This window comes from Desulfoconvexum algidum (assembly GCF_055382125.1).
In genome coordinates this window covers 6,386,874-6,399,920 of sequence record NZ_AP042394.1, presented here as the reverse complement: position 1 = coordinate 6,399,920, position 13,047 = coordinate 6,386,874, and the positions used below count along the sequence as shown (strand labels likewise).

Sequence of the window (13,047 nt, the reverse complement as noted above, 5' to 3'; positions counted from 1 at the left end):
TTATGTCCTTGAAATATGAGAGTACAGATAAAAAAAAGAGGCTGATTTTGGAAAATAAAGCAAAAATTACCCTGGTGATTGGCGGGTGCAGAAGCGGCAAAAGCCGGTTTGCCCTGGATGCCGCCGATCAAATTATAGGCAATCAGGTCAAGGCTGACCCGGCCGGAGGTGGCCGAAAAGTATTTTTGGCCACCTCGGTTCCCATGGATCCGGAAATGGACAAGCGGGTGGCTGCCCACCAGGCGGAGCGGGGTGAGGACTGGCAGACCATTGAAGAACCCGTCATAATTCATGAAGCCATTGAAAGGGTTTCAAAAACAGCAGATGTGATTCTGGTGGATTGCCTGACCCTGTGGATCTCCAATCTTTTGTTTGCCGAATATGATGAACCCCGGATCATGGAGGCCACAACTCTTTTGGCTGCAGCACTGGAAAAAAGTTGTTGTCCTGTTTTCCTCGTATCCAATGAAGTGGGGTACGGAATTGTGCCGGACAATTCCCTTGCCAGGCAGTTTCGGGACACTGCAGGGCTTGTGAACCAGAAAATAGCGGCAATGGCCGACCAGGTCATCCTGACGGTGGCGGGTATTGACGTTCCGATCAAACCTAAAATTTAACCCGGAATTTGTGTAAATGAGTTATCACCATATTTTTGGTCCAGTTCCCTCTAGGCGCCTGGGCATCTCCCTTGGAGTGGACCTTGTCACCCATAAGATCTGCAGTCTGGACTGTGTCTATTGCGAGTGTGGAAAAACAACAAATTTGACACTTCAACGACGGGCCTATGTCTCGTTTGAGGCGGTTAAGGCAGAATTGGACCACTATTGGGAACACAATGATGATCCAGATTATATAACCCTTTCAGGTTCGGGTGAACCCACATTGAACCTGGAACTTGGGAGAGTGATCGCCTATATAAAAGATCAAAAACCCGGGGTAAAGGTGGCTGTTCTGACAAACTCCACCCTGTTAAAGGATCCAGACGTCAGACAGGAATTATCCCTGGCTGATCTGGTGGTCCCTTCCCTTGATGGGGTCTCAACGGCGGCATTTGTCCGAATTAACCGGCCGGTTAAAGGGGTGTCGGTGGAAGATATTATACAAGGAATTCAAGCCTTTGCCAGAGAATTTACCGGAAAAATATGGCTGGAAATTTTTATCCTGCCCGGGATCAATGACACCCCCCAGGAGCTCAAAGCGCTCAAAGCAGTCATTTTGTCCATTGATCCTGAAATGGTTCAGCTAAACACCCTGGACCGGCCGGGCACAGTTTCCCATATCCAACCGGCAACACCTGCGCAACTTGACCGGGTAAAAGAAATTTTGGGATTGGATATCATCCAGATCATTGCCCGGACAACGGACAAAAAGAACAAGGGGCAGCACCGGGACATGGCATCTGCCATTCTTGAAACCATCCACCGCAGACCCTGCACCCGGGAGGATCTGGCGGCTATTTTATCGGTCAATCTGGATCAGATGGACACCCTTCTGGCAACCCTTGAAGCCGAGGGGCGTATTGAAGCAAGACAGCAGGCCCGGGGTGTTTTTTACCAGACTATTAAATAATGGGTAACTAAAGTAATGGACGAGAAAACCAGCAGTTTAACAGATTTAAGATCTGCCATTTTATTTATCACTATTTTGCCTGCGGGCAAAAATGTGGCCTATTCCCCCATGGGCATGATCCGGTTTTTTCCGGTGGTGGGGCTGATCATTGGTGCCTTGCTGGTGCTTTTCGATCTTGTGGTCTCCCAACTCTGGGCAAGCCCTGTGGCAGCCTTGCTGGACCTTATTTTCCTGGTGGCGGTCACCGGTGCCTTTCATCTGGATGGGCTGGGGGATACGGCAGACGGTATTTTTAGTCACAGGTCACGGGAACGAGCTCTCGAGATCATGAAAGACAGCCGGACCGGTATGATGGGGCTTGTGGCCGTTGTCTGCGGGCTGGCCGTCAAATTAGCGGGTATCTGGTCCGTCAAAACAAATGGGACTCCGGTTCAAATTATTCTTTTGCTGTTGATTGTACCGGCCTATTCACGGGCTTCCATGATTATTGGCATCAAAGCCTTAAAGTACGGCAGAAAAGGGGAAGGAACCGGTAGGGAGCATTTTAGGCGGCCCCTTGGTTTGCGTGATTTCTCCTATTGCCTGATCCCCCTGTTTTTCTCCTTGTTTCTGGGGGTTAAGGGTCTGGTGTTGAACACGGTTTTTTTCATTGGAACAGCCTTAATACTGTTTTTTTATAAGAAAAAGCTTAATTGTATCACAGGGGATATGCTGGGTGCCATGAACGAGGTGTTGGAAGCCGTTCTGTTTTTGGTCGTTGGTGCGGCTCTGGTCTTGTAGCCCGATTCCCTATTTTAAAAGGAAACAAAGATGATCCAAGGACATGGGGGCAATAAAAGCAAACTTGCAGGGCAGCTAGGCTGCCGTGTTGAAGATATCATTGACATGAGCTGCAATCTCAATCCCCTGGGACCGCCGGAAAATATCCATGCCATTATCAGGGAACGGCTGTCGGCCATTCATTCTTTGCCCGAACCGGATGCCGCGTCCATGTGCAGGGGGTTTGCCCGTTACCATGACATTGATCCCAAGAATGTCATGGCCGGCAACGGCACCACTTTTTTTATTTATACCATTCCAAGGGCCCTATACGTTAAAAAGGCTGTCATTGCAGCTCCCGCCTATTCAGATTATCGAGATGCCTGCCGCATGCACGGGATAGACCCTGTCCATTGCCTGGCAAAAAAAGAGCAAAATTTCCAACTGGACATTGACAAGGTTTCTGGAATGGCAAAGGGAGCTGACCTGGTCTTTTTGTGCAACCCCAACAATCCCACGGGGGTTTTGACACCCAAAGACAAGATTGCCTATCTGATTAAACGCCACCCAAACACTTGTTTTGTGGTGGATGAATCTTATCTGCCTTTTGTGGAGGATGCCCGGAATCTTTCCTTTGTGGAGGACACCCATTATCCCAACCTGCTGGTCTTGTCTTCCATGTCAAAAATATTTAAAATCCCCGGACTTCGCACGGGATTTTTAAGCGGGGGCACCGCTTTGATAGACAAGGTAATGGGGCATTATCAGCCCTGGAGTGTCAACTCCCTTGCCCAGGAAGTGATCACGGATATTTTTGCCCACCCCCAAGCAATTGAATCCTTTTATCAACGGACCCGGGCTTATATACACGAGGAAAAGCAGGTGTTTAGCCAGGCCCTCCAGGGAATTTCGGGGATTTCCCTCTTTGATGCGCCTACCTATTTTATACTGGCGGAATTAGACCGGATGACAGCTTCTGACTTTTGCCGGGCCATTGGCCGGGATAAAATTTTGATCCGGGACTGCGGAAATTTTCATGGGCTTAGTAACCGGTTTGTGCGGTTTTCCCTCAAGACAAGAGATATCAACCTGGCCCTAGCGGACAGTATTAAAAAGAACCTGGCCCCTGGGACGGCAGATCATGTGTGAGATTCACTGGTATGTTCTTTTTGGCGCCTTTGTCCTGGATTTTATTGTGGGGGATCCCCGATGGCTGCCCCATCCGGTTGTGGGCATGGGGGCTGCCATCTCCTGGTTTGAACCCCGGTTTCGGCGTTGGGTTTCAAACCCGTTTTTTTCAGGGTTTTTATTTGCCTTGTTTCTGATAATCTCCACCTGGGCCCTCTCCTTTGGACTGGTATGCTTGGCGGTTTTCATTCACCCCCTGCTGGGGATCGGGGTGCAGGTGCTGCTTTTATTCTATTGTTTTTCTGCAACCAGTCTGGTTGATGCGGCAAGGGAGGTGGCCTGCCCCCTTGAAGCCCATGATATTGGAACCGCCCGGAAAAAAGTTGCCATGATTGTGGGGCGTGATACCCGGGATCTGGACGAGGCCGCTGTCACCCGGGCCACCGTGGAAACCGTGGCGGAAAATTTTGTGGATGGTTTTTTGTCTCCCCTGGTTTTTGCCCTGCTGTTCGGGGTGCCCGGTGCCATGGCCTACAAAATGGTCAATACCCTGGATTCCATGGTAGGGTATAAAAATGAGACTTATCTTTTGTTTGGCCGGGCATCTGCACGGATTGATGACCTGGCCAATTTTATACCGGCAAGGCTTTCGGTTCTGGTGATCGGTCTTGCCGCTTTTTTATTGTCTGCCCAAAGAGGGCTGTCTGCCCTGAAAACAGGTATCGCCCAGGGCCGGCGGCACAAAAGCCCCAATGCCGGGTACCCGGAAGCTTGTTTTGCCGGGGCCCTGGGAATCCGCATGGGCGGTCCCAATGTTTACCATGGAAAACTAGTGGACAAACCCTATATTGGCGGGAAATTTCCAGATCCTGACATCACGGGGATTGATCGGGCCTGTGAACTGATGCTGCTCGCCACACTGCTCGCAACCCTGGCTGGTTGCGGGGTGAGCCTGCTGTTTGTTTAAAGTTGTTTAAGGGAGAAAACAGATGAAAGAAAAGATGCTGCCATTGCCCGATCAGCCCGACCGGCCTGACCGACCCTTCAGGCTGGCCACCACTTCCTTTATTTATCCGGACCACATCCTTCCCAATGTCCGGAAAATAGGGTCCTTTTTCGACGAGATCGAGCTGCTGGTATTTGAAAGTCAGCCCAAGGGGGTATTGCCCTCCCGGGCGGATGTCAGGGAGCTGGGCCAATTGGCTCAAGCCTTAGGTCTTAGCTATAATATTCATTTGCCCACGGATATCAGCCTGACAGACCCCTCCGGGACACAGCGGGCAAAGGCCGCCGATACCCTGCTTGCGGTAGTGGAATTGTTTGCCCCTTTAAGTCCCACCACCTTTACCCTCCATTTGCCCATGGACAGGGGAACCGCCACCCGGGAAGATTTTCTTTGGGACAAACGGGCGAGAAAGGGGTTAGAGCTTCTGGTGCCAAGGCTGCCCGATCCGGGCCTGGTTTCCCTTGAAACCCTTTGGTACGACCCGGACTATCTTTACCGCCTGGTAAAAGATTATGGTCTTTCCCTGTGCATTGATGCGGGCCACCATTTTAAATACGGCCATGATTTGAGAACCACCTTTGAACGCTTCAAAGATAAAATACCCCTTGTTCATCTCCACGGCGTGGATTTTTCAGGCCCTATTCCCAAGGGCCACACCCGCCTGGACAGGCTTCCCCATGAGCTTTTTATGCTTACAACTCAACTTTTGAGCACCTATGAAGGGACGGTTTCCCTGGAAGTTTTTAACCTTGAAAATTTAAACCGATCCCTGGAGAAACTTTCCAAGGTTTTCAGTAATATTCCAAATTTAGAATTATAGCAGTTCCTATTTTCAATAGTTGTTTAAACGGATTGATTTAAAAACCCATTTTATATGTTACAATTGATCCCATGAAAAGAAGAATTGAATTATTGGCGCCGGGTGGTGATATTGATTCCATACGAGCTGCCATTATGGCAGGGGCAGATGCTATTTACTGTGGTCTGGATAGATTTAATGCGAGAAACCGGGCAACCAATATTTCTTTTGAAGATTTAAATGGGGTTATACATCTTGCCCATGGACATGACTGCAAGGTTTTTTTGACCCTTAATATCATCCTTGTGGGAAGTGAAATACCGGCCCTTGTAAAATTACTCAATCAACTGGTTAACACCGGAATAGATGGGGTCATTATTCAGGATTTGGGATTGTTTTATCTGTTATCAACCTATTTTAAGCGCCTTGAGATACATGCCTCTACCCAGTTAAATACCCATAATGAAGGCCAGATAAAATTTTTAAGCAGGCTTGGGGCCAGCCGGGTGAATCTTGCAAGGGAGTTAAATATTGATCAGATACGATCCCTAACCCTGGCGGCGCATAAAAAGAATATGTTAACGGAAGTCTTTGTCCATGGCTCCTATTGTCTTTGTTTTTCCGGTATCTGTTATCTCAGTTCTGTCCAGGGCGGCAATTCCGGTAATCGCGGCCGCTGCAGTCAACCCTGCCGCGATAGATATGTCACAACGCCCCAGGGCAAAGATTTCCCCCTTAACCTTAAGGACAATTCAGCCTATTTTGATCTAAGGGAACTTGCCGATGCAGGGGTTGCCTCTCTTAAGATTGAAGGCCGAATAAAGAAGTTTGATTACGTATTTACGGTGGTCGATTGCTGGAAAAAACAACTTAACCGGTTTTATACCCACAAGAGGCTTAGCACGGATACTCGTGAGTTATATAAGGTGTTTAACCGGGATTTTTCAAACGGCTATTTAAAGGGAGATATCAATAAACAGATGTTTATTGATAATCCCCGGGATCATTCAATCAAACAATTTGTCGGCATTGATGAGAATTCCAAAGATCAAAAAAGGGTACAAGACAAAATAGAATATTATCAAGACAAAGAAGACATTATAACCCGGGTTAAACAGAAAATAAAAAAATTGAGACTAGCTAAAATACCATTAACAATCAGCATTTCAGGGAAAGTGGATACCCCTTTAACCATCTCAATAAAAACACCGGACACCTCCTTTCTTCTGTTTTCAAAAACAAATCTTGTAACTATAAAAAACAGGGCAACGAGTCTAACCCACAACTTTTTGTTGGCCAGACTCAGCGCGGTAAATGATACGGCCTATTATATTGAGCGTCTGGATGTGGAAAATCTTGGGCCGGATCTTTTTATATCCTTTAAAGAACTTAGGGCCATAAAAAAAAAGTGTTTATCCTGCTTAACGGGCTTAAAAGAAATTTACGACCCCATTGAGGTTCCTCGTTTAAAAAAAGCCCCTCCCCTAAAAAGGAAACCTGCCCTTGGGATATTAATTTCTTCCCCCAAGGATATTCATCTTTGCACTGGGACCTGTGCAAAACTTTTTTTCCAACTTCCCAATTGTTTTAAAAATGAGATTTCCGGGTTGATCTCTCTTTTTTTAGACAATCCCCACTTAACGCCCTGGTTCCCTTCGGTTCTCATGGGAGAAACCTATGGGGCTGCCACAAAATTTCTTGAACAGGTGAAACCAGGCCGCATTGTGACCGATAATACCGCAATTGCCTATGAAGCCTTTAAACGGGGAATCCCCTGGATAGCAGGACCCTATCTTAATATGGTGAACTCCTTTGGTCTCCTATGTTTGAAAGAACGGTTTAATTGTTATGGCTCTTTTATTTCAAATGAAATCAGTAAAGATCAGATAAAAAGGATTGTTCGGCCTGAAAATTTTAACCTGTACTATCGTATCTATCATCCGATTTTGCTGTTATCGAGCCGGCAATGTTTGTTTCACCAGGTGATCGGGTGTGAAAAAGATAGAATGGATGAGGACTGTATTCAAGATTGTCAAAAATCTTCAGTCATTACAAATTTAAAAAAAGAGCCCCTGTTTATTGAAAAAACAAAGGGGAATTACCCTTGTATTTATCATCATCATCATTTTTTGAATACAGATATTGTCGGGGATATACCCGATATTTTTTCTCGTTTTTTCATTGATTTACGGGATATAAAAACCCAAACAACAATGGAGATGGATAAATCCGAGGAGATGAATAAATCCGGCATAATACGGCTGTTTGAAAATTTTCTTCAGGGAAATTTTGATTTCCAAAAGCAACTCCAACAAAAGATTCATCCCACAAGCAACATTCAATATAAAAAAGGGATATAGGAAACATCAAACAAGGGATCGTTTAAATAAAGGTTTTCGTGCATTCCTTTTTTATCGGGGAGAACTGTGGAAAAATAGGGAGAGTTTTCTTGAACAAACCCGTGGCAATATGGTATCCTTAGGAACCCTTTTTGTGGGGTGGCCTGTTGGTTGTGTGTTGGTCGCTACAGGCTTTAAAATTTTTGATATTTTGATATAGGATAGCAAAGACAATGTCATTGGTGAACGAGAGAAGGAAAACCAGACAGATTTGTGTGGGGAATGTCAAGGTGGGGGACCTAAGTCAGGTGTCTGTCCAGTCCATGACCAATACCTATACCCAGGACGTGGACGCCACTGTGGGACAGATTTTGTCCCTTGAAAAGGCCGGGTGCGAGATTGTGAGGGTGGCGGTTCCGGATATGGAAGCAGCCTTTGCCATCCGGCAGATTAAAGATAGAATTCACATTCCCTTGATTGCGGACATCCATTTTGATTTCAGGCTGGCCCTGGCTGCAGCCGAGGCGGGTTGCGATGCGCTTCGGATCAATCCCGGTAATATCGGGGACACAAAAAAGATACAGGCCGTGGTTGATGCTTCCCGTGCCCATGGGATTCCCATCCGGGTGGGGGTCAATGCCGGATCCCTTGAACGGGAAATTGAAAAAAGACTGGGCACCACGGCTGAAGGTATGGTGGAAAGTGCCCTGTCTAATATTCGGATACTGGAAAATCTGGGCTTTTATGACATCAAGGTGTCCCTCAAGGCCTCGGATGTGACAAGAACAGTCGAGGCCTATCGCATGCTGGCACCGCTTACCGATGTTCCTTTCCATGTGGGGGTGACCGAAGCAGGAGGGCTCTATGCCGGGATTACCAAATCTGCCATTGGCATCGGGATGCTCTTGTCCGAGGGAATCGGGGACACCATCCGGGTTTCATTGACCCGAGATCCGGTGGAGGAGATTCGGACAGGCTTTGAGATTTTGCGGGCCCTTGGCATCAGAAGCCGTGGACCGGAGCTGATTTCATGTCCCACCTGCGGTCGGTGTAAAATCGATTTGTTTAAAATTGCCGAAGAGGTAGAAAAAGCTTTACTTGAACGTTCCACAAAGATTAAAGTTGCTATTATGGGGTGTGTGGTAAATGGCCCCGGAGAGGCAAAGGAAGCTGACATCGGTATTGCAGGGGCCGACGGTCAGGGAATAATTTTTAAACACGGAAAGGTATTCAAACGGGTGGACCAGGATCAATTGGTCACTGAACTGCTCGCTGAAATAGACGAGATGACGCAAATTGCGGAGGAATTGAATGGCAAAGAAGAATAAGACAGCAATCACCCCGACCCGGGAACAAGATTACTCCCAATGGTATCAAGAGGTTGTAAAGGCCTCTGATATGGCAGAGAACTCGCCGGTCAGGGGCTGCATGGTGATCAAGCCCTGGGGGTTTGCACTGTGGGAAAATATCATGCACGATATGGACGCAATGTTCAAGGAAACCGGCGTCCGAAATGCCTATTTTCCCTTGTTTATTCCATTGAGTTACCTTGAAAAAGAGGCTGAGCATGTGGAAGGGTTTGCAAAAGAATGCGCTGTTGTTACCCACCACAAGCTGGAAAAAGGGCCGGACGGAAAACTGGTTCCCGCAGGGGAGTTGGCAGAACCGTTGATTGTCCGCCCAACCTCAGAAACCATCATTGGTGAGTCCATGTCAAAGTGGACCAGTTCTTACCGGGACCTGCCCATTCTGCTCAACCAATGGGCCAATGTGGTCAGATGGGAGATGCGGACCCGGATGTTTCTGAGAACCAGCGAGTTTTTGTGGCAGGAAGGCCATACCGCCCATGCCACAAAAGGCGAAGCCCAGGAACGGACCATGGAGATGCTCGATATCTATACCCGGTTTGTGGAGGAACACCTGGCCATGCCTGTGATCCGGGGACGCAAAACCGAGTCGGAACGATTCCCCGGAGCCGATGATACGCTTTGTATCGAAGCCATGATGCAGGACAAAAGAGCGCTTCAGGCCGGGACTTCCCATTTTTTGGGCCAAAATTTTGCCAAGGGGTCTAATATTAAATTTCAGAATGAAGCGGGTGAGGAAAGCTATGCATGGACCACCTCCTGGGGGACTTCCACCCGGATGATCGGCGGTATGATCATGGTTCATTCCGATGATGACGGTCTGATTATGCCGCCTCGTGTGGCACCAGCCCATGTGGTGATCCTGCCCATTATTAAAAAAGGCGGGGACAACACCCAGGTGATGGAGAGTGCAGCATCCCTGAAACAGGCCCTAAGAGCTGTGGATTTTCATGGCCGGAAGGTGGAAGTGGAAATTGATGCCAGAGATATCGGGGGCGCCCGGGGGTGGGACTGGGTGAAAAAGGGAATTCCCGTTCGTATTGAGCTGGGACCAAGGGATATTGATAACAACTCTGTGTTCATGGCAAGACGTGATACCAACGAAAAAAAGCCCATGGACAGAGACGAGTTTATCAATGGAATTGCACCACTTTTGGATAATATCCAGGATACCTTGTTTCAACGGGCCTTGCAGTTTAGAGAGGATCATACCCTTTCCATTGATTCTAAAAAGGCGTTTTACAAGCTGTTTACAAAGGCAAAGGGGTATGAAAACGGGGCCTTTGTTTACTCCCATTGGTGCGGCTCCAAAGCCTGTGAAGAAAAGATTAAAAAGGAACTTTCCGTAACCATCCGTTGTATTCCCTTTGACAGCCCTAAAGAAGAGGGAGTTTGTATCTGCTGTGGAAATGACAGCTCCAAAAGAGTTTTGTTTGCCAAGGCCTATTAAACCAAGCTTTATTAAACCAGGGCCTTCGGCGATCCTAGGGAGTATAATTGCGTGCTAAGGCACGCGATGGGTGACCAGATGAGAAACCAAACGAGAGACAGGGGTTAAGCTAGATCATGATTCGAATCACCGACATATTGGATAAGATTTACGAGTATAACCCGGATGCGGATCTTTCCATCATTGACCGGGCCTACGTCTATTCGGCCCGGGTCCATGAAGGCCAGGTAAGGCTTTCCGGGGAGCCCTATCTTTCCCACCCTCTGGAAGTGGCCGATATTCTGGCAGACATGACCCTGGATGTGGAAAGCATTGCAGCAGCTCTCCTCCATGATGTGATTGAGGATACGCCGGCCACCAAAGAGGATATTGAAAAAATGTTCGGCCCGGGGGTGGCCCATATTGTTGAGGGGGTCACAAAGCTGTCCAGCCTGCCTTTGCCCAAATCCTCCGCCACCAAGATTGCCCAGCAGGCAGAGTCTTTGCGCAAGATGATCCTGGCCATGGCCGATGATATCCGGGTGGTGCTCATCAAGCTGGCAGATAGGATTCATAATATGCGGACCCTTAAATACCACAGGACACCGGAAAAAAAAGCTGCCATTGCCCAGGAAACCCTGGATATTTATGCCCCCATTGCCGCCCGGCTTGGGATCTTCTGGATCAAGCACGAACTGGAGGAGATCGCTTTTTATTATACCCTGCGGGATGAGTATGAGCGCATTGATGCCCTGGTGAACACGGCAAAGGATAAAAAAGAAGATTATATCAAAGAGGTCAAAACCAGCCTTCAGTATAAAATGGAGGAGATGGAGCTGCCCTGTGAGATCAAGGGCCGGTATAAACAGCATTACAGCATCTATCAGAAGATGCTCTCTCAGAGTCTGGAGTTTGAGGAGGTCTATGACATCATTGCCTTCAGGCTTATTCTGGACACGGTGCCCCAGTGTTATGCCGCCATGGGCGCTATCCACTCCATGTGGAAACCCATCTATTATAAGATAAAGGATTATATCGGCAATCCAAAACCCAATATGTACCAGTCCATCCACACCACTGTGGTGGGTCCCAAGGGAGAACGGGTGGAAATCCAGATCCGGACCCGTGATATGGATCAGATTGCCGAATCCGGTATTGCCGCCCACTGGAGTTATAAAGAAGGATCTAAGATAGATGAAAATACCGGGGAATTATATGCCTGGATCCGAAATCTGGTGGAAAATCAGGAAAATTATAATGATCCGGATGAGTTCCTGGAAAATGTCCGCATCGATCTATACCCCGATGAAATCTATGTGTTCACCCCCCAAGGAGAGATAAAAACCCTGCCCAAAAAGGCAACCCCTGTTGATTTTGCTTATAAGATCCATACCGAGGTCGGGGCTGCCTGTACCGGGGCCAAGGTCAGCGGCAAGCTGGTGCCCCTGACCCATGAGCTTAAAACCGGTGATACCATTGAAATTATTACGACCAAGGGGCACCATCCCAGTACGGACTGGCTCAATTTTGTCAAAACGGTCAAGGCCCGGACCAAAATCCGCGCCTATATCAATGCCCGGGAAAAAGAGCGCAGTTATTCCTTGGGCCGGGAAATGTGTGAAAAGATTTTCAGGAAAAAGAACCAGAATTTTAATGCCCTGATAAAATCCGGTGAAATCAAGACGGTAGCAGAATTTTACGGGTTCAAAACCGTGGATGATCTCATCGCCCATGTGGGATTTGGTAAGCTGACCCCCCTGCAGATTTTAAAAAAGATCCTGCCGGATCTTGGGGAGCCCCGTGAAGAAAAGGAGAGTTTTTTCCAAAAAATTGCTGGCCGGACAAAACGGAAAACCGATACCGGCATCATTGTCAAAGGTCTCAATGATATTTTGGTCCGGTTTTCCAAATGCTGCAATCCTTTGCCGGGAGATCCCATAATAGGCTTTATTACCCAGGGCCAGGGCGTGACCATTCACAGCAAGAATTGTATCAATGTCATGAAAATGAGCAATGAACGTAAAATAGAGGTCCAGTGGAGTGAGAATTATACCGATACCTACCCCGCCAGTATCCGGATCAAGACCAGTGACCGGCACGGCCTTTTGGCCGATATTGCCGCAGTGATCAGCAAATCCAATGTCAATATTTTAAATGCCCAGAGTGAAACATCTGAAGCGGGTATTGGTCTGTTTTATTTTACCTTTATGGTGGAAAGTTCGGCACAACTTCGTAAAATCATGTCGGAAATACGACGGGTTAAAAAGGTGACGGATGTCAAACGGGTGGTGAGAAATGATTAAACCCAATAAGATTAAACCAAATAAAATTAGAAAAAACAAAACAACAAAAGTCCGGACATCCATCTGGATAGATGTCCGGACTTGAAGTTTTGTTCTCTATAATCTGCTGTTGCCAAACAAAAGTGATTAAGCGGCTTTTGTAACCTTGCCTGCCTTAATACAATTGGTGCATACATCAATTCTTCTGACGCAACCCTTTTTAATAACCGCACGCACTCTCTGGAGGTTTGGGTTGAATACTCTTCTATTTAAATTGTGGGCATGGCTGACATTGTTGCCGACCATTGGTTTTTTACCGCAAATAGCACATTGTTTTGACATATCTTACACTCCTCAAAGAAAAACACT

The 13,047-nt window shown here is 47.4% G+C and carries 11 protein-coding genes; 10 read left to right on the top strand and 1 reads right to left on the bottom strand.

Annotated features, from left to right (window positions below; all coding sequences use genetic code 11):
• Nucleotides 1–47: 47 nt before the first annotated feature.
• The 10 genes from cobU (at nucleotide 48) to ACZ45G_RS28730 (ending at nucleotide 12,699) form a co-directional block, all read left to right on the top strand.
• Nucleotides 48–617 (top strand): bifunctional adenosylcobinamide kinase/adenosylcobinamide-phosphate guanylyltransferase, encoded by a 570-nt coding sequence (cobU, locus tag ACZ45G_RS28775; protein ID WP_464174035.1) that lies wholly within the window; start codon nucleotides 48–50, stop codon nucleotides 615–617.
• Between the two features lie 16 nt (nucleotides 618–633).
• The gene (locus tag ACZ45G_RS28770; RefSeq protein WP_464174034.1) at nucleotides 634–1,569 is read left to right on the top strand and encodes a radical SAM protein; all 936 of its coding nucleotides are present in this window, start codon (nucleotides 634–636) and stop codon (nucleotides 1,567–1,569) included.
• 15 nt (nucleotides 1,570–1,584) lie between these two features.
• Complete coding sequence (gene cobS / locus ACZ45G_RS28765) at nucleotides 1,585–2,349, top strand: adenosylcobinamide-GDP ribazoletransferase (protein WP_464174033.1); 765 nt, start codon at nucleotides 1,585–1,587, stop codon at nucleotides 2,347–2,349.
• A gap of 30 nt (nucleotides 2,350–2,379) precedes the next feature.
• Nucleotides 2,380–3,477, top strand: a complete 1,098-nt coding sequence (locus tag ACZ45G_RS28760; protein ID WP_464174032.1) for a threonine-phosphate decarboxylase — start codon at nucleotides 2,380–2,382, stop codon at nucleotides 3,475–3,477.
• On the top strand, nucleotides 3,470–4,423 hold the full coding sequence (gene cbiB, locus ACZ45G_RS28755) for an adenosylcobinamide-phosphate synthase CbiB (protein ID WP_464174031.1): 954 nt from the start codon (nucleotides 3,470–3,472) through the stop codon (nucleotides 4,421–4,423). The genes ACZ45G_RS28760 and cbiB overlap by 8 nt, the downstream gene beginning before the upstream one ends.
• A gap of 22 nt (nucleotides 4,424–4,445) precedes the next feature.
• Nucleotides 4,446–5,282 (top strand): cobamide remodeling phosphodiesterase CbiR, encoded by an 837-nt coding sequence (gene cbiR, locus ACZ45G_RS28750; protein WP_464174029.1) that lies wholly within the window; start codon nucleotides 4,446–4,448, stop codon nucleotides 5,280–5,282.
• 71 nt (nucleotides 5,283–5,353) lie between these two features.
• Complete coding sequence (locus ACZ45G_RS28745) at nucleotides 5,354–7,621, top strand: peptidase U32 family protein (RefSeq protein WP_464174028.1); 2,268 nt, start codon at nucleotides 5,354–5,356, stop codon at nucleotides 7,619–7,621.
• A gap of 212 nt (nucleotides 7,622–7,833) precedes the next feature.
• The gene (ispG, locus tag ACZ45G_RS28740) at nucleotides 7,834–8,928 is read left to right on the top strand and encodes a flavodoxin-dependent (E)-4-hydroxy-3-methylbut-2-enyl-diphosphate synthase (protein ID WP_464174027.1); all 1,095 of its coding nucleotides are present in this window, start codon (nucleotides 7,834–7,836) and stop codon (nucleotides 8,926–8,928) included.
• The gene (gene proS, locus ACZ45G_RS28735; RefSeq protein WP_464174026.1) at nucleotides 8,912–10,417 is read left to right on the top strand and encodes a proline--tRNA ligase; all 1,506 of its coding nucleotides are present in this window, start codon (nucleotides 8,912–8,914) and stop codon (nucleotides 10,415–10,417) included. Before ispG ends, proS begins: the two co-directional genes overlap by 17 nt.
• Nucleotides 10,418–10,533: 116 nt before the next feature.
• Complete coding sequence (locus tag ACZ45G_RS28730) at nucleotides 10,534–12,699, top strand: RelA/SpoT family protein (RefSeq protein ID WP_464174025.1); 2,166 nt, start codon at nucleotides 10,534–10,536, stop codon at nucleotides 12,697–12,699.
• Nucleotides 12,700–12,825: 126 nt separating this feature from the next.
• Here ACZ45G_RS28730 and rpmB read toward each other — a convergent pair whose 3' ends face one another.
• Complete coding sequence (gene rpmB, locus ACZ45G_RS28725; protein ID WP_464174024.1) at nucleotides 12,826–13,020, bottom strand: 50S ribosomal protein L28; 195 nt, start codon at nucleotides 13,018–13,020, stop codon at nucleotides 12,826–12,828.
• Nucleotides 13,021–13,047: the final 27 nt, after the last annotated feature.